Origin of the sequence: Candidatus Villigracilis vicinus (assembly GCF_016702885.1) — a bacterium.
Classification (GTDB): domain Bacteria; phylum Chloroflexota; class Anaerolineae; order Anaerolineales; family Villigracilaceae; genus Villigracilis; species Villigracilis vicinus.
In genome coordinates this window covers 1-25,722 of record NZ_JADJDD010000001.1, presented here as the reverse complement: position 1 = coordinate 25,722, position 25,722 = coordinate 1, and the positions used below count along the sequence as shown (strand labels likewise).

At 51.9% G+C, this 25,722-nt stretch carries 18 protein-coding genes, 2 tRNA genes and 3 rRNA genes; 12 read left to right on the top strand and 11 right to left on the bottom strand.

All coding sequences use genetic code 11. The features are described 5' to 3' along the window. Positions 1-64: 64 nt before the first annotated feature. From IPG80_RS00115 to IPG80_RS00095, 5 genes are all read left to right on the top strand, one after another. Entirely contained in the window at positions 65-358 is a 294-nt protein-coding gene (locus IPG80_RS00115) for a virulence factor (protein ID WP_345101367.1), read from the top strand. Positions 359-391: 33 nt separating this feature from the next. After that, positions 392-2,407 (top strand): ASKHA domain-containing protein, encoded by a 2,016-nt coding sequence (locus IPG80_RS00110; RefSeq protein WP_345101365.1) that lies wholly within the window; start codon positions 392-394, stop codon positions 2,405-2,407. Between the two features lie 44 nt (positions 2,408-2,451). Further along, a complete protein-coding gene (locus IPG80_RS00105) occupies positions 2,452-3,330 on the top strand; it encodes a homocysteine S-methyltransferase family protein (protein ID WP_345101363.1) in 879 nt (292 codons plus the stop codon). A gap of 93 nt (positions 3,331-3,423) precedes the next feature. Further along, a complete protein-coding gene (locus IPG80_RS00100) occupies positions 3,424-4,416 on the top strand; it encodes a uroporphyrinogen decarboxylase family protein (RefSeq protein ID WP_345101361.1) in 993 nt (330 codons plus the stop codon). A gap of 30 nt (positions 4,417-4,446) precedes the next feature. After that, positions 4,447-6,447, top strand: coding sequence for a hypothetical protein (locus tag IPG80_RS00095; RefSeq protein WP_345101360.1), 2,001 nt, complete (start codon positions 4,447-4,449; stop codon positions 6,445-6,447). A 54-nt stretch (positions 6,448-6,501) separates the two neighbouring features. On the opposite strand, the gene IPG80_RS00090 is transcribed toward IPG80_RS00095, so the two are convergent. After that, positions 6,502-7,614: a hypothetical protein gene (locus IPG80_RS00090; RefSeq protein WP_345101358.1), complete on the bottom strand. Its 1,113-nt coding sequence runs from the start codon at positions 7,612-7,614 to the stop codon at positions 6,502-6,504. A gap of 310 nt (positions 7,615-7,924) precedes the next feature. Here IPG80_RS00090 and IPG80_RS00085 point away from each other — a divergent pair, with 310 nt between their 5' ends. The 5 genes from IPG80_RS00085 (at position 7,925) to IPG80_RS00065 (ending at position 14,399) form a co-directional block, all read left to right on the top strand. After that, on the top strand, positions 7,925-8,704 hold the full coding sequence (locus tag IPG80_RS00085; protein WP_345101356.1) for a LysM peptidoglycan-binding domain-containing protein: 780 nt from the start codon (positions 7,925-7,927) through the stop codon (positions 8,702-8,704). 59 nt (positions 8,705-8,763) lie between these two features. Further along, positions 8,764-9,297 carry an NUDIX hydrolase gene (locus IPG80_RS00080; RefSeq protein ID WP_345101354.1) on the top strand — a complete coding sequence of 178 codons (534 nt, stop codon included), beginning with the start codon at positions 8,764-8,766 and terminating at the stop codon, positions 9,295-9,297. A 1-nt stretch (position 9,298) separates the two neighbouring features. Beyond that, positions 9,299-9,655, top strand: coding sequence for a DUF4406 domain-containing protein (locus IPG80_RS00075; RefSeq protein ID WP_345101352.1), 357 nt, complete (start codon positions 9,299-9,301; stop codon positions 9,653-9,655). 178 nt (positions 9,656-9,833) lie between these two features. Further along, on the top strand, positions 9,834-13,394 hold the full coding sequence (gene nifJ / locus IPG80_RS00070; RefSeq protein ID WP_345101350.1) for a pyruvate:ferredoxin (flavodoxin) oxidoreductase: 3,561 nt from the start codon (positions 9,834-9,836) through the stop codon (positions 13,392-13,394). Between the two features lie 3 nt (positions 13,395-13,397). Then, positions 13,398-14,399, top strand: a complete 1,002-nt coding sequence (locus tag IPG80_RS00065; RefSeq protein ID WP_345101348.1) for a dihydroorotate dehydrogenase-like protein — start codon at positions 13,398-13,400, stop codon at positions 14,397-14,399. A gap of 70 nt (positions 14,400-14,469) precedes the next feature. On the opposite strand, the gene infA is transcribed toward IPG80_RS00065, so the two are convergent. From infA to IPG80_RS00030, 7 genes are all read right to left on the bottom strand, one after another. Next, entirely contained in the window at positions 14,470-14,718 is a 249-nt protein-coding gene (gene infA, locus IPG80_RS00060) for a translation initiation factor IF-1 (protein WP_345101346.1), read from the bottom strand. Positions 14,719-14,732: 14 nt separating this feature from the next. Beyond that, entirely contained in the window at positions 14,733-14,939 is a 207-nt protein-coding gene (gene rpsU / locus IPG80_RS00055) for a 30S ribosomal protein S21 (protein ID WP_345101344.1), read from the bottom strand. 393 nt (positions 14,940-15,332) lie between these two features. Next, positions 15,333-15,449 (bottom strand): 5S ribosomal RNA (gene rrf, locus IPG80_RS00050). Between the two features lie 79 nt (positions 15,450-15,528). Then, positions 15,529-18,479 (bottom strand): 23S ribosomal RNA (locus IPG80_RS00045). A gap of 317 nt (positions 18,480-18,796) precedes the next feature. Further along, positions 18,797-18,868: transfer RNA gene (locus IPG80_RS00040), tRNA-Ala, on the bottom strand. An 18-nt stretch (positions 18,869-18,886) separates the two neighbouring features. Beyond that, positions 18,887-18,960 (bottom strand) — tRNA-Ile (locus IPG80_RS00035). A gap of 131 nt (positions 18,961-19,091) precedes the next feature. Then, positions 19,092-20,599, bottom strand: a 16S ribosomal RNA gene (locus tag IPG80_RS00030). The 16S, 23S and 5S rRNA genes sit together here with 2 tRNA genes alongside, the layout of an rRNA operon. 722 nt (positions 20,600-21,321) lie before the next feature. Between IPG80_RS00030 and IPG80_RS00025 the strand changes: the two genes are divergently transcribed. Both IPG80_RS00025 and IPG80_RS00020 read left to right on the top strand, forming a co-directional pair. Continuing rightward, entirely contained in the window at positions 21,322-21,903 is a 582-nt protein-coding gene (locus tag IPG80_RS00025) for an NUDIX hydrolase (protein WP_345101342.1), read from the top strand. A 13-nt stretch (positions 21,904-21,916) separates the two neighbouring features. Beyond that, positions 21,917-23,128: a macro domain-containing protein gene (locus IPG80_RS00020; protein ID WP_345101340.1), complete on the top strand. Its 1,212-nt coding sequence runs from the start codon at positions 21,917-21,919 to the stop codon at positions 23,126-23,128. A gap of 34 nt (positions 23,129-23,162) precedes the next feature. On the opposite strand, the gene recR is transcribed toward IPG80_RS00020, so the two are convergent. The 3 genes from recR to dnaX are packed head-to-tail and all read right to left on the bottom strand — an operon-like array spanning position 23,163 to position 25,690. Beyond that, complete coding sequence (recR, locus tag IPG80_RS00015; protein WP_345101338.1) at positions 23,163-23,768, bottom strand: recombination mediator RecR; 606 nt, start codon at positions 23,766-23,768, stop codon at positions 23,163-23,165. A gap of 19 nt (positions 23,769-23,787) precedes the next feature. Next, entirely contained in the window at positions 23,788-24,120 is a 333-nt protein-coding gene (locus tag IPG80_RS00010; protein ID WP_345101336.1) for a YbaB/EbfC family nucleoid-associated protein, read from the bottom strand. 25 nt (positions 24,121-24,145) lie between these two features. Then, complete coding sequence (gene dnaX, locus IPG80_RS00005) at positions 24,146-25,690, bottom strand: DNA polymerase III subunit gamma/tau (protein ID WP_345101334.1); 1,545 nt, start codon at positions 25,688-25,690, stop codon at positions 24,146-24,148. Positions 25,691-25,722 lie beyond the last annotated feature (32 nt).

The following is a 25,722-nucleotide window of genomic DNA, read 5'->3' as shown; positions in this document are numbered from 1 at the left end:
ACAGCCATTCGTCCCGTAAAATCCTGCCTTGCAAATTATATATAATTATCAGAGGTTAGAGGAAATGGCAAAGTATCGGGTCATGTATTGGAGAGACATCCCGCAATCCTTCGCGGTTGAAGGGGACGGGAAAAAGGTAAAAAAGGAACTCTCGCAAAAAGTTCAAAACAAAATCGACGCCTACGCAATGGCGATCGGAGCAACGTCTTCAACGGATTATGCCAAGGAATACAAACGCGGCGAGTGGATCGAGCGTGAAGGCGCACCCGAGGATATTGCCGAAGCGCTTCTCGCCGAATTGGAAGCAGAGGCGGCGCGGGTGGAAATTCCGCGAAGAAACCTGGGTAGTGAGCAGTAACCCATTATCAGCCGTAATTAGTGAAAGTCATTCATGAAAAAACATAACATCATCCTGCAACCCTCGGGTCGGCGCGGACAAGCGGAAGAAGGCTTGTCAGTCCGCACGGCCGCGCGCGAATTGGGCGTGGAGATCGAATCGATCTGCGCTGAAAATGCCACTTGCGGCAAGTGCATGGTCTTGATCGAAGAGGGACGCTTCGAGAAATACAATATCGATTCGAAGCGGGAGAACGTCTCCCCTGTTACCACCGAGGAAGCGGCCTACTTTGCGCGGCGTCCCAAACTGTTGAAGGACAAAGGCTGGGAGGTTGGGCAGGTGCGCCTTTCGTGCCAGTGCAAGATCCGCGGGGATGTGCTGATCAACGTGCCCGAGGAAAGCCGCGGCAATAAGCAGATCGTCCGCAAGAGCGCGACCCAGCGCGAGATCGAGGTCAAACCTTCGATCCGTAAATATCTGGTCTCGATGAGCCCGCCCACGCTCGAACGCCCCATCGCCGATTGGGAGCGTCTCGCCAAAGGACTCGAAACCTCCATGGGATTGGTGCGCGGCACCGAGGAAAAACTTCCACGCTGGAACGAATTTACGATCGATTATCAATGCCTGCGGACCTTATCTGCCACACTGCGTGAATCAAAGTGGAATGTGACCGTTTCGGTCTGGCAGGATCAGGAAGTGGTGCAGGTGCAGGCGGGCTATCACGAGGACAGTTACGGCGCGGCGGTGGACATCGGTTCAACGACGGTCGCGCTCTACCTGTGCAACCTGCGCACCGGTGAAATGCTCGCCGCTGAGTCAGAGATGAATCCGCAGATCGTGTATGGCGAGGATGTGATGTCCCGCATTCAATACACCATTGAACACGCCGATGGTTTGGAGAAATTGCACAAGGCGATCATCGCCACACTCAACAAATTGCTCAAGCAAGCCGCAAAAACAGCAAACATTCAAATCAAAGACATTTTGGAAATGGTACTGGTCGGCAACTCGACCATGCATCACCTTTTATTGAATCTCCCCCCCAAAGATCTGGGATTGGCTCCGTTCGTGCCCGCCATTCACAGTTCAGTGGATGTCAAAGCTCGCGAGCTGGGATTGAATATCAATCCTTCGGCAAACATTCACGTCCTGCCCACCATTGCTTCTTTTGTGGGCGCGGATACCAGCGCAATGCTCGTAGCAGAGGAACCCCACAAGCAGGATGAGAATTGGCTGCTGATCGATGTCGGCACGAATGCGGAACTGGTGCTTGGAAATCGCAAGCGGCTCTTATGCACCTCCACGCCAACCGGGCCCGCGCTGGAAGGCGCTCATGTGGAATACGGCATGCGCGCCGCGCCGGGTGCAATCGAGCGGGTGCATATTGATGAAAAGACTCTCGAACCGAAATATAAGATCGTGGGTGAGGAGAATTGGAACGAAGGCAAAGCCAAGGGAATCTGCGGCTCGGCGATCATCGACGCGGTGGCAGAATTGTTCCGGGCTGGGATCGTGGACTCTCGGGGCAAGTTCAAGACCGGGCTGGAGTCGACGCGCATCCGAAAGGGAGAGAGCGGCTGGGAGTACGTCATTGCCTGGGCGGAGGAAACTTCCATTGGGCGCGACATCCCCATGACCCAGCAGGATGTGAGACAGATCCAGCTGGCGAAGGCTGCGCTCTTCACAGCGGCGCGGACTCTGCTCAAACGCTCCGGTCTGGAATCTCCTGATAAAATCATTTTGGCTGGCGGCTTTGGCAGTTACATTGACAAGGAAAAAGCCATGTTGATCGGGTTGATCCCCGACTGTGAATTACCGAATGTTTATGCGGTTGGAAATTCTGCGGGAGACGGCGCGCGCATCGCGCTCTTGAACGTGGAGAAGCGGCGCGAGATCGAAGCAGTGACTCGGCGTGTGGAACGCTTTGAGCTGCCCACCGATCCCGAATTCCAGAATCAGTTCATGCTGGCGACCAGTTTCCCGCACATGAGCGAGCCTTTTCCGCACATTGCGCATTTGATTCCCAACCGAGTTGCGGATCCGATGGCAAAGAATTTTATGGTGAAATAATTTTTGTAGAGGCGGGGTAACACCGCTTCTACGGAGGACATAACATGAATAAATTTTTGGAACGATTGAACAGCGGGGAGATCCTGGTCGCGGATGGGGCGACCGGCTCGAATTTGCAGAAAATGGGACTCAAGCCCGGCAAGCCGCCTGAGGATTTGATCATTGACGATCCCGATACGCTCTTGAAGCTGGCATCCTCTTTCGCCCAGGCCGGGTCAGACATTATTTTGACCTGCACTTTCGGCGGAACACGCCTGCGCATGAAAGACTCAAAATATCAAGACCGCACGCCCGAGGTCAACATCCGCGCGGCAGAGATCGCGCGCAAAGCCGCCTCGCTCAACAACGGTTTGGTCGCCGGCTCGATGGGACCCGTCGGCGCACTGGTCAAGCCTTACGGTCCGCTTGAAGTGGAAGATGTCCAAGCGACATTTGCCGAGCAAGCCAAGGCGCTCGCCGATGGCGGCGTGGACTTTCTCTTGATCGAGACCATGTTCTCTTTTGAAGAAACCACCGCTGCGTTTCAAGGCGCGCGGTCCATGACCGATCTGCCAATCGTGGTTTCCTTCAGCTATGACCGCGGCACCCGCACCATGATGGGCGTCAAGCCAAAAGATGTGATGAAACGCTACACCGAAATGGGTGCAACCCTCATCGGCGCGAACTGCGGAACAACACTTCAAAATATGGAAGCCGTGGTCAAGGAATATGGCGCGACCGTGCCAAACTTCCCGCTTTGGGTCAAACCGAATGCTGGCGTGCCGCACATGGACCTGGAGACCGAGCAGGGCGTGTACGACATGGGACCCGACGACATGGGCACTTACGCCAAAAAATATGTTGAGATGGGCGCCAAAGTGGTTGGTGGTTGCTGCGGAAACACTCCCGAGCATATCGCCGCGATCGCAAAGGCTGTGAAGTAGTGACCAGTAAGAAACAATAAAAAAAGTGATCGGTTACGAGTTACACGTTACGAGTTGCGTAGCCTGTAACTCGTAATTTGTTAATGGAGAAATATGCGCGAAAAGATCCTGGACCTATTGGCTGGTAAAAAAATGGAGAGTGCGCCCGCTTTCAGCGGATTGATCCACATCACGGCAGAGGGATTACAAAGTGAAGGGCTCACCTTTCACGAAGTTCACAAAGATGCGGGCAGGATGGCGAAAGCCGCGGCAAGCACCTTCAAGTTGAGCGGGCTTCCCTCCGCGGTCGTGCCACTGGACCTATATGTCGAAGCAGAGGCGCTAGGCGTACAGATCAACTTCCGCGAGAACGGGGAGTTTGAATTTCCGCAGGTAAGCAAGGCGAAGTTTGCTTCGGTCAAAGAACTGGCGGCAGAATTCGATAAAGGTATGGAGAACCTTCGCACAGGGAGAATTCAACTGGTCTGCGAAGCGATCAGGCTGCTGAAGACAGATATCGGAGATCAAGCCGTCATCGGTGGGATGATTCCCGGCCCGTACACTTTGTTGCTGGTCATTGTTGAGCCTGGCAAAATGTTCCTGGAGATGAAGAAGGAGCCGCAGATCATACAGGATGCGCTCTTGCATCTTTCGTCCTTCCTTGCACAAGTTGGCGCAGATTATCGCGAAGCAGGCGCAGACTTCATCACCATTCACGACATGGGCGGGTCACCCGCATTCATCGGTCCGGCAAGGTATGAGCAGTTCGTTTTGCCTGCCGAGAAATCTTTGATCGAGAAACTGCCAAAGCCGCGCGTGCTCTCCGTGTGCGGGAATGTGAGCAAGTCCCTGCACCTGCTGGCAGAGACAGGCGCAGACGCGATCTCAATCGATCAGACCGTAGATCTCGCGACAGCACGGCTCGCGCTGAAAGATACTTTGCTATTCGGGAATCTCGACCCTGTGCAAACCCTGTGGCAGGGAGATCCTGCCGGGGTACGCGAGGCAGTTATCAGCGCGAAAGAAGCGGGCGTGGATGCCATCTGGCCGGGTTGCGACCTTGTCCCCCAAACGCCGATCCAGAACATCAAGTCCATGAACGAGTAATATATAATTATCCAATTCACGGAGGCTTGGTTGAAGAAACAGCTATCGAATTGGATCCCATTTTTTCTACTGTTTGCGGTTTCGGCATTGGTGTACCTGCCGTTCGTGCGCAGGATCGGTCTGATCAATGACGACTGGTATTTGATCTTCGCGGGCAAGGCGGGCGGCGCAGATTTTTACTCCGCTGTGTTTAGCAGCGACCGCCCGATGCGGGCGTTCGTGATGAGCGCCGCTTATTCTCTCTTCGGTGATCATATTCTCCTGTATCATCTGAGCGGATTTTTGTTTCGGGTCTTGAGCGGGGTTTGCGCTTATTGGCTTTTTCAAATGATCTGGCAAAAGAATCGGACTGCCAATACCTGGCTTGCGATCCTCTTTGTCATTTACCCGGGTTTCCTCTCGCAAGTCAATCCCATTGATTATCAATCGCAGTTGTTCAGTCTCTTTCTTGCGGTGTTATCCATTGCATTGAGCATCAAAGCCATCCTCACCTCAGGCTGGGCGAAGATCCTTTTGACCGCGCTCGCGATCGTGACAGGCATTTTTTATCTGGGGCTGGTCGAATACTTTTTCGGCTTGGAAGCATTGCGGGTCATTTGTATTTACCTGCTCCACAAAGACCGCACGTTTGTGCAAAGAGCGATCACAACCTTCAAGCAATGGCTTCCGAGCGCCATCATCCCCTCGGGGTTCATGTTCTGGCGTGTTTTTATTTTTGACAGCGAGCGCAAAGCAACGGACATCGGCGCGCAACTGCAGACCCTCTCTACCTCTCCCCTGCTGAACAGCTTCTGGCTTGGGCTGGCCCTCTTTCAAGACTCTTTCAAAGCCGCGTTTCTCGCGTGGGGCGTGCCGCTTTATCTTTTCACGACAGGCTTGCGCATCCGTGAACATCTGTTGAGTTTCGGGGTCGCCGGGTTGATCATTGCCCTCATCATTTGGGGATCAAAACATCTGGAGGATGACTCACGATCCGTAGACAACGGATGGACATCCGCGTCAACCGCCGCCGGGCTTGCTTCTGTTACTTTGAGCGTTCTGCCCGTTATCTTTGTCAACCGCCGTTTGCTGTTCGAGGTCTACTCGCGGTACGCGCTGGGCGCATCGCTTGGCTCGGCGATGATCCTCGTTGGGCTATTGTTTTCCATTTCCAACAAGCGGATTCGGGATGGCGCGCTGGCCGTTCTTGTGCTCATCGCCGCGCTGACCCACTTCCACAACGGAGCGCGGGCGGTGGAGAAGACGGAATCCTTCCGTGATTTTTGGTGGCAGGTCAGCTGGCGAGTACCAGACCTTCAGCCTGGATCCACGCTGGTCGGCAATTATCCGATCACCGCCATCGAAGAAGATTACTTCGTCTGGGGACCCGCGGCCCTCATTTACAATCCCGCCTCCACCGACAGCACAGTCGTCAAGCCAATGGTGTATGCCATTGTGCTGAACGAGAAAAATCTGCTTGGCATCATGCAAGGAGAAGAGACTCCAGCAATTGAACGGCGCGGTATCCTCACCGAGCCAGATTTGAAAAATGTGCTTGTGCTTAGTCAGCCAACGCCGTTCTCCTGCGTACACGTCATGGACGGAAACTTCCCGACCATCTCCACCTATGAAGAGACCGAGATCGCAGCCGCAGCAAATTACTCCAATATTGAGCTGGTCAATTCAGAAGCTGAACCGCACACTCCGCCGTTCTCCATTTTCGGGGCGGAGCCTGAACACGGATGGTGCTACACCTTCCAGGCAGCGTCGCTCGCCGGTCAACGCGGAGAGTGGGAGACTGCCGCAGAGTTGGGAAATAAAGCCTGGGACAGGGACATGCGTCCCGATGATAAGAGCGAGTGGTTGATCTTCCTCAAGGCATATGCCCATCTCAATCAATTCGAGGAAGTAACAAAGATCGCCAAAGACATAAAAAAAGATGCGATGCTGACGCATCAGGTGTGTTTGAGCCTGCCAACCCAATTTAGCGACCCAGATACATCACCTGAGATGCAAAGGTTGCTGACAAAGATTTTCTGTGAGAGCAAGTGAGCGAACAAAAAGAGAGAGGCTAATGCCTCTCTCTTTTTGTTCGCATGCGGTTCTTTATTGGGCTTCGATCAGCAGCCGGGTGTCTTCGGTCCGCTTGCATAGTTCGCTGAATTGTCCGCAGGTGGAATTTACCCCGTCTACCGTGGGTTCGGCGATCTCTTCCACTTCCCCATCCTTTACGTAACAGCCCATCGGCTCGTTCCCGGTCACCTGAAAACCGATCGGGATGCGGCAGGTATTATCCACGCCAGCGAGATCCTTAAGGGGGTAGTTGGGGGTATCTGTGTTCGCGGTTCCTGCCTCTTCGACGGTGTAGTTATCGTGAAAATAGAATTCACCCGGGTTAAGTTCTTCAGCGCTGGAGACAGCGCTCCACATGAAGGCTTCCTTGCCGCCATCAAAGATCCATTTTTTGAAGGCGATCTCGATGGCGGGTAAATTTCCATAAGTGCTCAACCGAGCCCAAAGGAAGTCGGGGTCATCTTCGGGATGGATATCCTGAGTCAGGTCGAAAATAACCGCCTCAAAGCCATCGCTGTCATAATCATCGGGGCGGTTGATACTCTGCCCGCCGACATCGCCATTAATGTCCAGGTAGGCGATCGTCCCGTCTGTGCTGAACTCGGTGGAATAAGGCGGTCGGGTCACCAGCAATAGTTCTGCCCGTCCATCGGCGTTTCGGTCGATCTCGACCCCGTAAGAGCCGGAAAGCGCCTGCGTTTCAGGATTCAGCCCAACAAATGAGATCTTGATGTAAAAGAAAGTATCATCACTCGTGATGGAAAAATCTGCGATATCGACATCTGGCAGGTATTCCATCTCAATGGAAGTAAAGGGGCGTTCAAAGACATTCTTACGTAAAAAGTCACCTGTCTTGATTTTTTTAGTCTGGAAAGAGAGGGATTCCTCGTTGTCGTGAGCGGTAGCCCGGTCGGTAATCCCTTCAGTTGGAATGGATACATGCTGAATGGCTGATGTCGGCTGCGGCGGGACGGTCGGCGTTGACACCTCGGTTGGCGGAGCACTTTCCACGGTCGCAATAACTTCCTCACCAGAAGCAGGTCTGGGAATCTCTGTGGCGGGTTCTTGCGTGGCGACTGTTGAACTTCCACATGCCTGTAAAAGCAAAGCACCAGCCAGCAGAAACTGAGGGACAACTCTTTTCATAATACTTTTCCTTTTTCAACCGCAGGATTCCCGGTTTTCCATTCAAATCCTTTATTAAAAACACAAACATGAAGGTAAATCATTATACCCAACGGGTAGAATGGGCAAGCTGCCTGATAATTGCAGAAACATTATCAATATCAATCATGGCTAAAGTGGCATTATCATACTGATGTTTTTCACCGCTGTAGCTGTAAAAGATGGAAAAATCATGACACAACGGAAGTGGGTCTTCTTTCAGATCGGTAACTTGACGCTTTAAAGGTCATGTGCTACTATCTTCCGCTGAGTAAATTAAAGAGGAGAATCTATGAGTAACAAACAACGCGGCTTGCTGGCAGTCTTCGTCATTGTTGTATCCACACTGCTGATCTCTGCCTGCACGCAATCACTTTCCGCTGCCCCTGCGGCAACGCCAACTTTGCTTCCCACCGGTCTATTTGTATCGCCGTTCCCTTCGGTTGAAAACCCGATGGCCATGATCGAGGAGTTTGCAAAGCAAACCGCAGCAGCACAGACAGTCGCCGCAGGTGGAACCCCAGGCACCTCGGGCACTCCGCAAGCAGTTGCCACTACCGAAACAGCAACTCTCCCCGCCGGGACAGTCATCACACCGCAGACCGGAGTCACAGCCACCCCGGGAGTACCCACCACGGCACCGAGCACACCGACCAACGCTAACGCTGTGCCCACCACTCCTGTCGCCGCTGGCACCACCCCTGTAGCTTCAAACAGCACAGCGGTTCCCGCAGGTGTTCGCCCCGCCACCTATGTTCTTAATGAAGGTGAATGGCCTTACTGCATTGCCCGCCGCTTCGATGTGGACCCCGATGCATTGCTCAGCGCCAGCGGACTCACCAGCCCCGATATTTATTATGAAGGCTTGAAGTTGACTATTCCCCAGACCGGTTCTTTCCCCGGAAAGCGCAACTTGGTCACCCACCCGGTCACCTACACCGTCAAGGCGAACGAATCCATCTACAGCATCGCCTGTGACTTTGGTGATGTCACCCCGGAAGGGATCATCGCAGCCAATGGATTTACTGCCACAACACAATTGACCCCCGGGCAGCAAATCAAGATACCCTAAAATGAATTCAAAAAGCCCAAGCAAATGCTTGGGCTTTTTTTTTATTACAGGAGAATGACATGCCATTTGAATTTATTCGTTCTGAAACCCTCCTCAAGGGACGAGCCTTTCTCATTCGCCGGGATCATCTCAAAACGCCAGACGGACGCGAAACCAAATTCGATATCATCGAACACGGCGGTTCGGTCATCATTGTGCCACTGGACCAGAATGGAAACCTGCTTTTCGTACGGCAGTACCGTCACGCCGCAGGCATGGACCTGCTCGAGCTGCCTGCCGGAACTTTGGAAGAAGGAGAAGACCCGGCCGTGTGCGCCGCGCGGGAGATCCGCGAAGAGACAGGCTTCGCCGCAGACAAGATCGAGAAGATCGGCGATTTCTACCTTGCTCCCGGCTACTCGACAGAATTCATGCACGTCTATCTGGCAAGAGACTTGAGGCATGACCCGCTCGAGGCAGACGAAGATGAATTCCTCAGCGTGCAATCCATTCCCTTCGCTGAAGCAATTCAAATGGCCGAAAGAGGCGAGATGCCCGATGCCAAGTCACTGGCGGCGTTGTTATTGGCCCGGTCACATTTGGAGTCGAAGTAACATGTTTATTTTAATCGCGGGTCCCTACCGATCGGGAACGAACGATGATCCCGAAAAGATCTCCGAGAACGTACGACTCATGGAAGCCTTTGCTTTGCCCATCTTCCGTATGGGACACATCCCAGTGTTGGGAGAATGGTTCGCTCTTCCACTGGTTCACCTGGCAGGGTCTAAACGGATCGGGGATGAACCCTTCAATGAGATCTTTCACCCGATCGCAGAAAGACTTTTGGAAAAGTGTGACGCGGTCTTGAGAGTAGGCGGTCCCTCGCAAGGGGCAGACATGATGATCGAGATCGCGCGTAAACGAGGGTTAAAAGTCTTTCGGACATTGGACGAAATTCCACCCGCAAAATAACAACAAAGAGACAGCAGAAGTTCTGCTGTCTCTTTTAATTCTACAATTATTGTCCAAAATATGACAACTTTCAGGTAGATTCGGGTCATTTATAACTAACCGGTGGGCTCGGGGGTGATAAACTTGATAGATGAAGAAATTCACAGGGTAAAACCTGCTTTCAAAGGAGCATGTAATTATGAAAAAACCAGTTGTAACGATTGACGGTAATGAAGCTACCGCATCAGTCGCGCATCGCTTAAGTGAAGTGATCGCGATTTATCCAATCACCCCCTCGTCTGCCATGGGCGAATTTGCAGACGAGTGGACCTCAAAAGGCAAAAAGAATCTGTGGGGAACGGTTCCCGCCGTGATTGAAATGCAGTCCGAAGGCGGCGCTGCGGGCGCAGTCCACGGTGCTTTGCAAACCGGTGCGCTCACCACCACATTCACAGCCTCGCAAGGTTTATTGTTAATGATCCCCAACATGTACAAGATCGCCGGTGAACTCACCAGCACGGTCTTCCACGTTGCGGCTCGCTCGCTCGCGGCCCAGGGACTTTCGATCTTTGGCGACCATCAAGATGTGATGTCGGTGCGCCAGACCGGTTGGGCGCTGCTCTCCTCCACTTCGGTGCAGGAAGCGCACGACTTTGCCGCCATCTCGCAAATGGCCACCCTCAAATCAAGGATCCCCTTCATCCACTTCTTCGACGGCTTCAGAACCTCGCACGAAGTCGCCAAGATCTTCCAGATCACAGATGGTGAACTGCGTCAGTTAATCGACGACGATCTGGTACGCGCCCACCGGGCGCGGGCGCTCACTCCCGAGCACCCTGTGTTGCGTGGAACCGCTCAGAACCCCGATGTGTACTTCCAGGCGCGTGAGACGGTCAACCCGTATTACGATGCAACCCCCGCCATCGTGCAGGAAATGATGGATGCCTTCGCCAAGGTCACCGGCAGGCACTACAACCTGTTCGACTATGTCGGTCACCCCGAAGCCGAACGTGTAGTCATCCTCATGGGCTCGGGCGCTGATACCGCCGAAGCGACCGTGAACTACCTCGTGGAAAAAGGCGAAAAGGTCGGTCTGCTAAAGATCCGCCTGTACCGCCCGTTCTCGGTGGATTATTTCATCAAAGCGCTGCCCAAGTCGGTCAAGAGTACCGTCGTCCTTGACCGCACCAAGGAACCCGGTTCCATGGGCGAGCCGCTTTACATGGATGTGGTCAATGCACTGGCGGAAGGTCAGCGCGCAAATATCAAGGTGATCGGCGGGCGTTACGGTCTTTCCTCCAAGGAATTCACCCCCGCCATGCTCAAGGCTGCGCTGGACGAATTGAAGAAGCCGGAACCGAAGAATCACTTCACGGTCGGCATCAACGACGATGTCACCCACACCAGCCTCGATGTAGACACCAGTTTCTCGGTTGAACATGCCGAAACCGTGCGCTGCGTATTCTTTGGACTCGGCTCCGACGGCACTGTGGGCGCAAACAAGAACTCGATCAAGATCATCGGCGAAGAGACCGATAACTACGCGCAAGGATACTTCGTGTACGACTCGAAGAAATCCGGTCAAATGACGACCTCACACCTACGCTTTGGTCCCAAGCCGATCCATGCCCCGTATGTGATCGAACCCAACCAGGCGAACTTCGTAGCCTGCCACCAGTTCAACTTCCTCGAAAGATTTGACATGCTGAAATATGCCAAGGAAGGCGCTGTTTTCCTGCTCAATAGCATGTATGGCAAGGATGAAGTCTGGGACCAGCTTCCGCAGGAGGCTCAGTCTGCGATCATCGACAAGAAGCTCAAGTTCTATGTCATCAACGGTTACGAAGTCGCCGAGAAGACCGGCATGGGTCAGCGCATGAACACCATCATGCAGACGGCCTTCTTTGCCATCTCCGGCGTGCTTCCGCGCGAGCAAGCCATTGCCGAGATCAAACATGCCATTGAAAAGACCTATGGCAAACGCGGTGAGGCAGTGGTGAAGAAGAACTTCGAGGCCGTGGATGCGACCATTGCCAACCTTTATGAGGTCAAAGTCCCGGCGGCGGTCAGCTCGAAGATGAGCCGCAGGTCTGCGGTCCCGAATGAAGCGCCTGACTTCGTCAGAAACGTCCTCGGACCGATGATCAGCTTTGATGGCGATAATCTTCCGGTCTCCGCGATGCCTGTGGATGGCACCTACCCCACCGGAACCACCCAATGGGAAAAGCGCAATCTTGCGCTTGAGATCCCGGTTTGGGAGGAAAGTCTGTGCATTCAATGCGGCAAATGCGTCATGGTCTGCCCACATGCGGTCATTCGCCATAAGGTTTACGATGAAAAAGCCCTGGCCGGAGCGCCTGAGACCTTCAAGCACACCGCTTCCAAGTTCAAGGAGTTCTCAACTGGGTTTGCCTACACGGTGCAGGTCGCTCCCGAAGACTGCACAGGTTGTACGCTATGCGTGGAAGTCTGCCCTGTGAAGGATAAGAGCCAGGTCGGCCGCAAGGCGATCAATATGGCTCCGCAGCCTCCTTTGCGAGAAGCTGAAACCAAGAACTGGGATTTCTTCATGAATATCCCGGATATGGACAAGAGACTGTTCAACCCCGGCACGATCAAGAATTCACAGTTGCTGCGCCCCTTGTTCGAATTCAGTGGAGCCTGCGCGGGATGCGGTGAGACCCCGTATGTAAAACTGGTCTCGCAGTTGTTCGGCGACCGCTCGGTGATCGCAAATGCAACCGGCTGTTCCTCCATTTATGGCGGCAACCTCCCCACCACACCGTGGGCTCAAGACACGACCGGTCGCGGTCCCGCGTGGTCCAACTCACTGTTCGAGGATAATGCCGAGTTTGGTCTGGGCATGCGCCTGACCATCGACAAACAGGCTGAATATGCCATTGAATTATTGAAGAGCTTTGAGAAGGAACTCGGCGCAGAATTGGTAACAGCGATCGTCAATGCCAAGCAGGATGACGAGACAGGGATCCAGTCCCAGCGCGAACGGGTGGATCAGTTGAAGAACAAACTCGCCAAGTCCAGTGACAGCCGGGCAAAAGACTTGGTCAGCCTGGCGGAAAATCTTGTCAAAAAGTCTGTGTGGATTATCGGCGGTGACGGCTGGGCCTACGATATCGGCTACGGCGGTCTCGATCATGTTCTGGCCAGTGGTCGCAACGTGAATATCCTTGTTTTGGATACCGAAGTATATTCAAACACAGGCGGGCAATCCAGCAAGTCCACTCCCCGCGCCGCAGTTGCGAAGTTCGCCATGGGCGGAAAGGGAATGCCCAAGAAAGACCTCGGTCTGATCGCAATGTCATACGGCTATGTATATGTAGCCCGTGTCGCCATGGGCGCAAACGACCAGCAGACCCTGCGCGCACTGATCGAAGCCGAATCCTATGATGGTCCTTCGCTCGTGATCGCCTACAGCCACTGTATCGCCCACGGCTATGACATGGCAAAAGGTCTGGAGCAGCAGAAACTCGCGGTGCAATCCGGTCACTGGCCGATGTATCGTTACGATCCGCGTCTGGTCCAGGATGGCAAGAATCCGCTCGTGATCGAATCCAAGGAGCCGAGCATCCCGATCTCTCAATATGCCTACAATGAAACCCGCTATAAGATGCTGACCCAAATGGATGAAAGCCGCGCTGAAGAATTAATGAAAGAAGCCCAAAAGGACGCCAAGTCTCGCTGGACGCTTTATCAGCAAATGGCTTCCATGCACTACGGAAACGGCAATGAGGAGAAATAATCCATGACCGACCTATCAACTACCTACCTTGGCCTGAATCTGAAGAATCCTTTGGTCGCTTCGGCTTCTCCCCTCTCGAAAAAACTGGAGAAGGCGCGCAAACTGGAGGAAGCAGGGGTATCTGCGATCGTGATGTACTCCCTTTTTGAGGAACAGATCATCCACGAAAGCCTCGAACTCGATCATTACCTGACCCGCGGCACGGACTCATTTGCAGAGGCCATGTCCTATCTGCCAGATGGCGGCATGTATGCTGTCGGTCCCGAAAAATATCTCAATCAAGTAGCCGGGCTGAAGAAAGCCCTAAGCATTCCCATTATCGGAAGCTTGAACGGGGTATCGAAGGGCGGCTGGACCAATTACGCCAAGCAGATCCAGGACGCAGGCGCAGATGCCCTGGAACTCAACCTTTATTACATCCCGACTGACCCCGATCTCACCGCAGGGGAGCTTGAAAATGCTCAGATCGAACTGGTTGCTGAAGTAAAATCCGCGATCAAGATTCCCCTGGCTGTGAAACTGAGTCCCTTCATCACAGCCCTGCCCAATTTCGCCAAAAGAATCGTGGAAGCCGGGGCAGATGGGCTTGTTCTTTTCAACCGCTTCTATCAGCCTGATTTTGACCTTGACGAGTTGGACATCGTTCACAACCTGGACCTGAGCACCTCTGCAGAAATGCGTCTGCCCCTGCGCTGGATCTCCATTTTGCACGGCAGGATCAACGCAGATTTTGCCCTGACCAGCGGCGTTCATACCAGCAAAGATGTGCTAAAAGCCATGATGTCCGGGGCAAAAGTCGCCATGATGGCATCGGCCCTTCTTGAAAATAACGGACAGGGCGTCCCGGCCATTTTGAATGAACTGACAGGTTGGATGGAATCTCACGAATATCAATCGGTCAAACAAATGCAGGGTAGCATGAGTCAGAAATCGGTCAGAGAGCCGGCTGCTTTCGAAAGAGCCAACTATATGAAGGTCCTCAACTCTTTTAGAGACACCCCATAACAGATCATGTGAAACAAAAAAGTCCTCCATAAAACGGAGGACTTTTTTGTTTGTAGGTTCAAATCAAAAGTTAGCTTTCAACAGGCGCAGAGGCGTTCTTGCGCTGACGGAAAGTAATGCGGGCGCGGGTCAGGTCATACGGCGACATTTCCATGGCAACGCGATCTCCCAACAAAATACGAATGTAATGCTTACGCATCTTGCCAGAGAGATATGCCAATACCTCATGTCCGTTATCAAGCCGTACTCGGAATTGGGTTCCAGGTAATGCTTCGATCACGACACCATCTACTTTGATTTTGCCTTCTTCTTTTGTCATACACGCCTCTTGACTTATTCCGGATCTTTGAAAGAACGTCGCTTCATGCGGCGAATAGCCTTCTTCTTCTCCATACGACGTTGTTCGCTCTTGGAGATGAACCAACGCTTGTTGCGGATGGTGCTTAGAACGCCACTCTTCACTACCTTTTTACGAAAGCGTTTGAGCAGAGAGTCTTGAGACTCACCGTTGCGCAGATGTACTGAACCCAATGTAATCACCTACTTTCCATGATGAAATAAAAAACGGCCGTTACAAGATTCGGCCGCGGGCGTTATAAATAAGAACTGAAACGAACTATTGACCAAATGATCAGAAGATGCGCTTCACACTCCTCTTTTACATCGAACACAAAACCGCCACACACCGAAACCTAGGTTGGCATTATACACGATAGAAGCACGAATGAAAAGATTTTGAGAGAAAATTCAAAGAGTTTCTCAAACTTCAAAGTTCAACCTGAAACAAAACTTTTCATTTACCCCGGACCAGCCGTAAATCAAATCGGCATGTCCACTACCATAAAATAATTGTGAAGGCACAAAAGCAAGTATGCCAGAAACAACACACGCGCGGATGGAAATCCCGCGCGTGAATGATTATAAAGAAAAGCCCCTTGGCAATGACCTACTCTCCCGGGAGGTCGCCCTCCAAGTACCATCAGCGCTGACATGCTTAACTGCCGGGTTCGGTATGGGACCGGGTGTACCCACGTCGCTCAAATCACCAAGGGACATTTTCACAATGTTGGTCTGAACAGCAAAATGATGTATTTGTCTTCTAGAAAAGTACCAAATTCTCCGCATCACGTAAAGGAAGCCCTCGACCATTAGTACAGCTTAGCTTAACACATTACTGTGCTTACACATACTGCCTATCAACCAGATAGTCTATCTGGGGTCTTACACCCTTACGGGTCACAGGGATCTAATCTTAGGGCGAGTTTCCCACTTAGATGCTTTCAGCGGTTATCTCTGCCAGACATGGCTACCCAGCGATGCTCCTGGCGGAACAACTGGCACACTAGAGGTCTGTCCACTCCGGTCCTCTCGTACTAGGAGCAGCTCCCTTCAAATCCCTTACGCCCACAGCGGATAGAGACCGACCTGTCTCACGACGGTCTGAACCCAGCTCGCGTACCGCTTTAACGGGCGAACAGCCCGACCCTTGGGACCTTGTCCAGCCCCAGGATGCGATGAGCCGACATCGAGGTGCCGAGCGAGATCGTCGATGTGAACTCTTGGATCTCACCAGCCTGTTATCCCCGGGGTAGCTTTTATCCGGTAAGCCACAACCCTTCCACTCGGTATTGTGGGATCACTAAGCCCGACTTTCGTCTCTGTTCGGCGCGTTGGCCTTACAGTCAAGCTCCCTTATGCCTTTACACTCTATGGTGGGTTTCCATTCCACCTGAGGGAACCTTTGGGCGCCTCCGTTACTCTTTGGGAGGCGACCGCCCCAGTCAAACTGCCCACCTGGCACGGTCCCCCATCCGGATTACGGAATGGGGTTAGGATCTAAACATGATCAGGGTGGTATTTCACCGTCGGCTCCACCGAAGCTAGCGCTCCAGCTTCAAAGCCTCCCACCTATCCTACACAGATCATATCCAAATACAATGCCAGGTTGCAGTAAAGCTCCACGGGGTCTTTTTGTCCTGCTGCGGGTAGGCCGCATCTTCACAGCCATTTCAATTTCACCGGGTCCCTCGTCGAGACAGTGCTCTAATTGTTACGCGGTTCGTGCGGGTCGGAACTTACCCGACAAGGAATTTCGCTACCTTAGGACCGTTATAGTTACGGCCGCCGTTCACCGGGGCTTCAGTTCAAAGCTTCGCTTGCGCTAACCTCTCCCTTTAACCTTCCGGCACTGGGCACGCGTCAGCCCCTATACATCGCCTTACGGCTTAGCAGAGACCTGTGGTTTTGTTAACCAGTCACCAGAGCCATTTCACTGCGACCCTCCGAAGCTTTGACACCTCAGAGGGTACCCCTTCTCCCGAAGTTACGGGGTCATGTTGCCTAATTCCTTAACGAGGGTTATCCCGTTCGCCTTGGTATACTCTACCCATCTACCAGTGTCGGTTTGCGGTACGAGCACTAGAAAGCTATGCTTAGAGACTTTTCTTGGCAACAAGGCTCAGCCACTTATGCCTTACGGCTCGCTCTCACCTCAGCTCAACTGGCGGATTTACCTACCAATCTCAACGCCTAGATGGATCGCACCCAAATCCAATAATGGGCTGGCCTACCTCGTTGCGTCCTCCCATCGCACTCTCTAGTGGTTCCGGAATGTTGACCGGATGTCCATCACCTACGCTTCTCAGCCTCGGCTAAGGACTCGACTAACCCGACGCGGAATGACCTGGCGTCGGAAACCTTAGATATACGGCGAATACGGTTCTCACGTATTTGTACGCTACTCATGCCTGCATTCTCACTTCTGTCCGCTCCAGTCGCCCTTACGATCGACCTTCACCGCTGACAGAACGCTCCCCTACTGCCCCAACAAATGTTGAGACCCATGGCTTCGGTACTATGCTTAGCCCCGTTAAGTTTTCCGCGCAAAGTCACTAGACCAGTAAGCTGTTACGCACTTTTTAAAGGGTGGCTGCTTCTAAGCCAACCTCCTGGTTGTTTAAGTAACCTCACCTCGTTTCCCACTTAGCATAGATTTAAGGACCTTAGCCGATGGTCTGGGCTGTTTCCCTTTCGACCCCGAAACTCATCTCCCGGAGTCCGACTGCCGTACTATGGAGAACTGGCATTCCGAGTTTGATTGGGTTCAGTAAGCTGTAAGCCCCATAGCCCATTCAGTGCTGTACCTCCAGTTCTAAACATACGACGCTAGCCCTAAAGCTATTTCGGGGAGAACCAGCTATCTCCGTGTTCGATTGGCATATCACCTCTACCCACAGGTCATCTCCTAACTTTGCAACGTTAGTGAGTTCGGGCCTCCACGAGTGTTTAGACTCGCTTCACCCTGCCCATGGGTAGCTCACACGGTTTCGGGCCTAATTCCAGCGACTATACGCCCTATTAAGACTCGCTTTCGCTACGGCTTCGGGTGTCACTCCCTTAACCTCGCCACTGAAATTAACTCGCAGGCTCATTCTCCAAGAGGCACGCTGTCAGGCATAACAAGGAACATCCCTGTTTCCAGGGGGCTCAACTTGTCGTAGCCCTCCAACTGCTTGTAAGCTTATGGTTTCAGGTTCTATTTCACTCCCCTAACAGGGGGACTTTTCACCTTTCCCTCACGGTACTTGTTCACTATCGGTCGTCAAGCGTATTTAGCCTTAGAGAGTGGACTCCCTAGATTCCTGCCGGATTAGCGTGCCCGGCAGTACTCAGGAACACGGCGGAAGATAATCAATTTTCGCATACGGGGCTATTACCCTCTTTGGCAGGCTTTCCCACACCTTTCCGCTAACTGATCATTTTGTAACTTCCGTATTGCCGGTCCTACAACCCCGCCTCTGCAAGCAGATGCGGTTTGGGCTGATCCCCGTTCGCTCGCCACTACTAGGGGAATAATTTCTTTTCCTCTGGGTACTTAGATGTTTCAGTTCCCCAGGTTCCCATCCTCAAGCCTATATATTCAGCAAGAGGACACTGTTGGTTCGCAACAGTTGGTTTCCCTATTCGGAAATCCTCGGATCAACGCCTGTACACGGCTTCCCGAGGCTTATCGCAGTGTCCCACGTCCTTCATCGGCGCTTGACGCCAAGGCATTCACCATAAGCCCTTACTAGCTTCTCCACGTGATACGGAGAAGTTGATACTTTTCTTTATACATTTGATAAATTTTACTTTATCGGCTTTACATCAATTGCTATTCAGTTATTAAGGTGCATCCACCGTTTGACCGGTGAATAATGTCATTGAATTTCATCAAGAACATTAGTCACTGTTCAACTTGCATCTTCGTTTTTCAATGTTCAAGCCTTAGAGACAAAGCGACCCAGCGAACACCGCCAGGTCGAAATTCAACCTATCTCACGCGGTGTTTTTGTTTTACTATGTTTCCAGACTATTCAACAAACTCTTATCTATCTCCGATTTTATTACGAACTCAGTGGAGATGGCGGGATTTGAACCCGCGACCTTCGCCTTGCAAAGGCGCTGCTCTCCCACTGAGCTACATCCCCAGAACTTGCTTGGGTTAGTGGGCTTGACAGGATTCGAACCTGTGACCCCTGCGTTATCAGCACAGTGCTCTAACCAACTGAGCTACAAGCCCGGGATTTTTCCTTAGCAACTGAGGAGTGATAGGAAGCTCATTTCTGCGACCCAGAGCCCAAGTTTCACCGTATGGGCATAATAGAACTATGAGTAGAGCGAATCTCCTTGGAGATTGCTCAAGAACTCTAGAAAGGAGGTGATCCAGGCGCACCTTCCGGTACACCTACCTTGTTACGACTTCGTCCTAGTCACCAGCACCACCTTCGACGGCGCTCTCCTTGCGGTTAAGCTACCGGCTTCAGGTGTTACCAACTCCCATGACGTGACGGGCGGTGTGTACAAGGCCCGAGAACGTATTCAACGCACTATAGCTGACGCGCGTTTACTAGCAACTCCAGCTTCATGCAGGCGAGTTGCAGCCTGCAATCTGAACTGAGCTGGCTTTGGGGGATTGGCTCCGCCTCGCGGTTTAGCAACCCATTGTACCGCCCATTGTAGCGTGTGTGTAGCCCCGGACATAAAGCCATGCGGACTTGACGTCATCCCCACCTTCCTCCGGCTTGATACCGGCGGTCCCGTATGACACATGTAACATACGGCGAGGGTTGCGCTCGTTAGCGGACTTAACCGAACATCTCACGACACGAGCTGACGACAGCCATGCAACACCTGTGCAAGCTCCCTTGCGGGTCGTTCACCTTTCGGATCACTACCACTTGCATGTCAAACCCGGGTAAGGTTCTTCGTGTAGCATCGAATTAAACCACACGCTCCGCTGCTTGTGCGGGCCCCCGTCAATTCCTTTGAGTTTTAATCTTGCGATCGTAGTCCCCAGGCGGTAAACTTATCGCGTTAGCTGCGGCACCGATGGAGTTTAAAGCCACCGACGCCAAGTTTACATCGTTTACGGCTAGGATTACCGGGGTCTCTAATCCCGTTTACTACCCTAGCTTTCGCGTCTGAGCGTCAGAAATGGTCCAGAAGATCGCTTTCGCCACTGGTGTTCCTCCCGATATCTACGCATTTCACCACTACACCGGGAATTCCATCTTCCTCTACCACTCTCAAGTCCGGTAGTATTGAACGACCTCTCCTAGTTGAGCCAGGAGATTTCACGCCCAACTTACCGAACCGCCTGCACGCGCTTTACGCCCAGTGAATCCGGATAACGCTTGCCTCCTACGTTTTACCGCGGCTGCTGGCACGTAGTTAGCCGAGACTTATTCCTGAGGTACTGTCCTTGCTCATCCCTCAGAAAAGTGCTTTACGACCCGAAGGCCTTCATCGCACACGCGGCGTTGCTGCATCAGGCTTTCGCCCATTGTGCAATATTCCCTACTGCTGCCACCCGTAGGTGTATGGACCGTGTTTCAGTTCCATTGTGGGGGCCACCCTCTCAGGTCCCCTACCCGTCGTAGCCTTGGTGAGCCATTACCTCACCAACTAGCTGATGGGACGCAGGTCCCTCCCAAAGCGAATTGCTCCTTTAGTCATCAGTTTCTAAATCCGAAGACCACATGCGGTATTAGCAGATCTTTCGATCTGTTATCCCACACTTTGGGGTAGGTCACCAACGCGTTACTCACCCGTTCGCCACTAGGATACCTTCGTATTGCTACAAAGGCACCTCGTTCGACTTGCATGTATTAGGCACGCCGCCAGCGTTCATCCTGAGCCAGGATCAAACTCTCCGCAAAAAATCACTCTTGCGAGTGTTAAAGTTACGGATTTACTGGTTCAACAAAAAATTTTACTTCCTATCACTCTTCAGTTGTTAAGGTGCTTGCCATTTGAGCGAGCGATATTTTATCTGCTCTATAACCGTCTGTCAAGTCTTTTTACAGACTAAAATACCGATGCTTTTTTCTTTCGCATCGGTTCATCAGACTGCAAAACTGTTTGCTTTGTGTCTCTGATGGAGACGGCTAACTCAGTTGTGATTGATTTGTCGGGGAGACGAAATCTTTTTCGTTTTTACTGGCGAGGCGTAATTATATGCATGTCCTTATATTTGTCAATAGCCGCAAGGCTTTTCAACCTTAAAAAATCGCCGGGTTTTTATAGGTTTATGAAGTGCTAGCTAGCAAGCTAGCATTCACATCAATGATTTTATTTTACCTCACTATTCACAATTGCGGTTTAACCAAAGTTCCAAATACAAAAAGCGCGCCAAAATAATAGTTGCCACACAAGACAAATTATTGAGAACGGTTAATGTTGCGACAACATGCTTCATAAAAATATTTCAAGCGCGCACAGAATCAGTAATGCGTCATTAAGATCTGACAGCGAGCTTCCACCTCCCTTCTCAAAGGAATAAAAAACTCAAAAGCGAGCGCATTCTTTTATGCACTTTAAATTTTTTACTTTTTTCATCTCCTCCATGCTATACTCGAAAAAAAACTATTAAGCAGGGATTATGAAAAAAGTTTTAATCAACAACCAACAAATTGTATTTAATGACTTTTTCAAATTGGAAGACGCTCTGGTAAGTTTCGAAAAATTCAACGGCGAAATGAGCGAACCTGCCAGGCGTCTCAGCCTTGAGCGAGGGGATTCAGTGGCTGTTCTTGTCTTCAACCAAACTACACAAAAGCTGATCCTAATCAATCAATTCAGGTATCCGACCTACAAAAACGGAGACGGTTGGATCATTGAAACTATTGCAGGCATGATAGATAAAGAGGAATCTGCAGAAACCGCCGCAAAAAGAGAAGTCGAGGAAGAGGTGGGATTAAATATAAATTCAATGGAATTTATTTCCACTTTTTATTTATCGCCAGGCGGAAGCTCGGAAAGAATTCATTTGTACTTCTCGGAAGTTTCTGGAGAGGACGCCAACTACAAAGGGTTTGGAGGAATGATCACTGAGGGGGAAGATATCAAGGTGGAGGAAATGTCACTAAACGAAGCTTTGCATGGAATTAAGTCTGGCAAGATCGTTGATGCCAAGACTATTTTGGGTATCTACTGGTTGAAAAATAGGCAACTGGAAAAATAAACGAGGAGGAAGAATGGCTGGCAACACCGACAACAAATTTGCAGGTAAAAAGTGTTTTGTGATCATGCCTTTTGGTACAAAAAAAGAAAAAAGACCGGATGGCAGGGAAGTTAAGATCAATTTCGACTCAGTTTACCGGGACTTGATAAAACCGGCTGTCGAATCTCTCGGTGTTACCTGCGATCGGTGTGATGAAATCATTGACACCGGGTCGATCCATGCCAAGATGTTCAACGGTATTATCGACGCGGATGTGTCAATCGTGGACATTTCTTTTGTAAACCCCAATGTCTACTATGAGCTTGGTGTGCGTCATGCGCTGAACAAGCATGTCACTCTTGTTATTCGAAAACTTAGCAATACCCCACCCCCATTCAACATCAGCGGATTAAATGTATTGGGATACGACATTGATAGTGCAGATAAAATTAACGCCAGCAAGAATCTGATCGCGGAATACATCAGAGTCGGATTAGAGAAAAAATCTGTTGACAGCCTGGTGCACGAATATCTTGATGACTTGAAAGTGGAGCGTAAGCCCAAACCCATTAGCAAAAAAGAGACGATCCTTTACCCACTCCTTAATGCACCCGGCAAGGAAGTCGGGATCATTACCGGGGATATCCAAAACATCAAAGAAGTGGATGTTTGGGTGAATTCTGAGAACACCAACATGCAGATGGCGAGGCACTACGAGAGATCGATCTCAGGGACCATTCGGTACATGGGCGCGATCAAGGATCAAGCCAAACGCGTGTCAAAGGATGTGATTGCAGAAGAACTTGAGAAAATCGTTGGCAAGTTGGACGTAGATCAGGGTCAAGTGATTGCGACCAGCTCAGGACAATTAAAAAAGACCAACAAAGTAAAAATGATCTTCCATGCCGCCGCAGTGATTGGGCAGGTCGGTCGCGGCTACAGCCCCATCCCAGATATAGCCGAATGCGTTCGAAATGCACTTGTGTTGGCGGATCAAACGAAAGGGGTGACATCGATCCTCTTCCCGTTGATGGGAACTGGCACATCGAAACTGGACGCTCAGGAAGTCGCCAAAGGGTTACTCAACGCGGCGATCTCATATCTGGAAGAAAATAAAAAATCCAAGGTGAAGAAAGTTTACTTCCTGGCTTTCAACGAACAAGACAAGGAAATTTGCGAACACAATTATTCGCACTTCATCAAAGAGAAACGACTCGGAAAACGCAAACGTCTTGCAGCGAAATAAAAGAGAAACGCCCCACAAATGCGGGGCGTTTTCGTTAATTCATTTCCTGCCTGCCGGATAAGGCTCGAAGCAAGGTATTTTGATCGGCATATTCAAGGTCGCCTCCCACGGGCAGTCCGCGCGCAAGGCGTGTGACGTGCACGTTGAAAGTCTTGAGTTGCGACTGCAAATATTGTGCGGTCGCATCGCCTTCCATGCTGGGGTTGGTGGCAAGGATGATCTCCTTCACTCCCCCACCAGCAACTCGCGAAAGCAGTTGCTTGATCTTCAAATCATCGGGTCCAATGCCTTCAATAGGAGATAAAACTCCCTGCAAGACATGATATTTTCCATGAAAACCGCCTGTACGTTCCAAAGCGAGGACATCCAGCGCTTCTTCCACGACGCAGATCAGGGAACCGTCCCGCTTGTGAGATTCGCAAATTTCACAGCGTTCCCGCCCCGCCTCGGTGATGTTCCAACATTCCTGACAAAAAGCGGTATTCGCTTTGAGATTCGCCAGCGCTACAGACAGATCCTGCGCGACATCTTCAGAAGCACGCAGCAAATAGAACGCCAGCCGTGACGCGGATTTAGGTCCGATGCCAGGGAGGCGCTCAAGGGCATTGACAAGAGATTGAATGGATTCAGGTAAAAGCATTTTGATGGTTGATAGTGACCTAGAAAGGCATCCCACCCGCCAGCGGACCCATCATCTTTTGCTGAAGCTCGCGGGATTGATCGAGCGCCATGTTGACCGCAGACAAGACCATGTCTTGCAGCATCTCGGCGTCGGCATCTTTCAGGAATTCGGGAGAGATCTCAACCGACTTGCATTTCTGGTCGCCGGTCATGACGACCTTGATCGCACCGCCACCCGCCGTAACGGTGACCGTCTCATCGGCGAGCTTTGCCTGCGCTTCAGCAAGCTGTTGCTGCATGCGTTGCAATTGCTGCATCATTCCGCTCTGTCCGCCGCCCATGGCGGGTCCGCGATTAAATCCTTTAGCCATAAACTAGTCTCCTAATTAAAAAAAATTATTCGTCCATATCCACGATCTCGCCGCCGTGATGAATGGCGGCTGCGACCATGCCGTCTTGCGCCACATTGGCAGGGATCTTGCCTTTGGCATTGGTGACCGCGCATCGCACAGCCACATCTACACCGAAGTGATCTTTGATCAACTTTTGGATGGCTTCGATCTGGTCGGGCTTGTCGATCTTCGAGACAAGCACATCGCTGGCGAGCCCGAGCACAAGGGTCTTGCCTTGCACGTCGATCATCTTGACCGAGTTCATCAGCGCGGACAAGTTCGCCTGCGTCTTCGGGAGTGCCGCCGCCAGATGCTTCCACGATTTAATGACATCATTGGAATTGATGATGGGCTTATCAGGTGCTGCTGCGGGCGCCTCGCTCTTAACCTCGGGCTTGGACTCTGCCTTCGTGACAGCAGCAGGCTTCGGCTGAGTCTGACGCGGCGCGGCGGTGAATTGAGAAGTTTCTGCCGGGGCGTCCATCACTTCCGCGAGGGCGAGCTCAATGCTCAGGGAGGGCTGCCAGCCGCCGCGCAGATCCGTCGCAGAGGTGTTAAATATCTTCATCATGCGCAAGACATCGGAAGTGCTGAATGACTGCGCGTGCGCATCCATTTGTTGTTTGACTTCGCGCGTGGCTTCGACTTGATCGATGTTGCCCATTTGAATGAGCATGAGCCCGCGCAGGTATTCGACGATCTGGCGTGAAAGGGAACGGGGGTCTGCACCAGAGTCGAGAGCGCGGTGAATGGTTTCCAGCCCGTCCGCGGGTTGACGCTCAAGGATGGAGGAGATGATGTCAAGTACGGTTTTGCTGGTGGCAGTGCCAAGCACAGTTTGCGCGAGCGCGAGCGTGATCTTCGTCCCTGTGGAGGATAGTTGGTCCAGCAGAGACTGAGCGTCGCGCATTCCGCCTGCAGATTGACGGGCGATGAGGGTGAGCGCCTCGTCGTCGGCTTGAAGATTTTCAGCGGTGACGATATGTTTGAGATTGGCTACGATCTCGTCCACGGGCACACGGCGAAACTCATGCCGCTGACAGCGGGACAAAACGGTGGCAGGGATCTTGTGGATCTCGGTGGTAGCCAAAACAAAGATGGCATTCGGGGGCGGCTCTTCAAGCGTTTTGAGCAGGACGTTGAAAGCCGCGGTCGAAAGCATGTGAACTTCGTCGATGATGTAGATCTTGAACTTGCCCTGTGAAGGCGAGAAGTTGATCTTGTCGCGCAGATCGCGCACATCGTCCACACTGGTGTTGGATGCCGCGTCGATTTCGATCAGGTCCATGAAACGGTTCTCATTGACCGCTTTGCAGTGGTCGCAGGTATTGTCGGGTCGGTTGGCTGGGTCTTCGTTGAGACAGTTAACCGCTTTCGCCAGCAAACGCGCGACCGTGGTCTTGCCCGTCCCGCGCGGACCCGCGAAAAGATAAGCATGACCCACACGGTCTGCTTTGATGGAATTGGTAAGCGTCTGGACAACATGATCCTGTCCGATGACGGCATCCCATCCCTTGGGGCGATACTTACGATAGAGGGCTTGAGTCATAGTTTAGTTTCAGGTTACAAGTTACAGGTTGG

Excerpts from the sequence above, each read along its gene's own strand:
- IPG80_RS00115 (WP_345101367.1), top strand. The coding sequence starts at position 65 with ATGGCAAAGTATCGGGTCATGTATTGGAGAGACATCCCGCAATCCTTC.
- IPG80_RS00110 (WP_345101365.1), top strand. The coding sequence starts at position 392 with ATGAAAAAACATAACATCATCCTGCAACCCTCGGGTCGGCGCGGACAA.
- IPG80_RS00105 (WP_345101363.1), top strand. The coding sequence starts at position 2,452 with ATGAATAAATTTTTGGAACGATTGAACAGCGGGGAGATCCTGGTCGCG.
- IPG80_RS00100 (WP_345101361.1), top strand. The coding sequence starts at position 3,424 with ATGCGCGAAAAGATCCTGGACCTATTGGCTGGTAAAAAAATGGAGAGT.
- IPG80_RS00090 (WP_345101358.1), bottom strand. The coding sequence starts at position 7,614 with ATGAAAAGAGTTGTCCCTCAGTTTCTGCTGGCTGGTGCTTTGCTTTTA.
- IPG80_RS00085 (WP_345101356.1), top strand. The coding sequence starts at position 7,925 with ATGAGTAACAAACAACGCGGCTTGCTGGCAGTCTTCGTCATTGTTGTA.
- IPG80_RS00080 (WP_345101354.1), top strand. The coding sequence starts at position 8,764 with ATGCCATTTGAATTTATTCGTTCTGAAACCCTCCTCAAGGGACGAGCC.
- IPG80_RS00075 (WP_345101352.1), top strand. The coding sequence starts at position 9,299 with ATGTTTATTTTAATCGCGGGTCCCTACCGATCGGGAACGAACGATGAT.
- nifJ (WP_345101350.1), top strand. The coding sequence starts at position 9,834 with ATGAAAAAACCAGTTGTAACGATTGACGGTAATGAAGCTACCGCATCA.
- IPG80_RS00065 (WP_345101348.1), top strand. The coding sequence starts at position 13,398 with ATGACCGACCTATCAACTACCTACCTTGGCCTGAATCTGAAGAATCCT.
- infA (WP_345101346.1), bottom strand. The coding sequence starts at position 14,718 with ATGACAAAAGAAGAAGGCAAAATCAAAGTAGATGGTGTCGTGATCGAA.
- IPG80_RS00025 (WP_345101342.1), top strand. The coding sequence starts at position 21,322 with ATGAAAAAAGTTTTAATCAACAACCAACAAATTGTATTTAATGACTTT.
- IPG80_RS00020 (WP_345101340.1), top strand. The coding sequence starts at position 21,917 with ATGGCTGGCAACACCGACAACAAATTTGCAGGTAAAAAGTGTTTTGTG.
- recR (WP_345101338.1), bottom strand. The coding sequence starts at position 23,768 with ATGCTTTTACCTGAATCCATTCAATCTCTTGTCAATGCCCTTGAGCGC.
- IPG80_RS00010 (WP_345101336.1), bottom strand. The coding sequence starts at position 24,120 with ATGGCTAAAGGATTTAATCGCGGACCCGCCATGGGCGGCGGACAGAGC.
- dnaX (WP_345101334.1), bottom strand. The coding sequence starts at position 25,690 with ATGACTCAAGCCCTCTATCGTAAGTATCGCCCCAAGGGATGGGATGCC.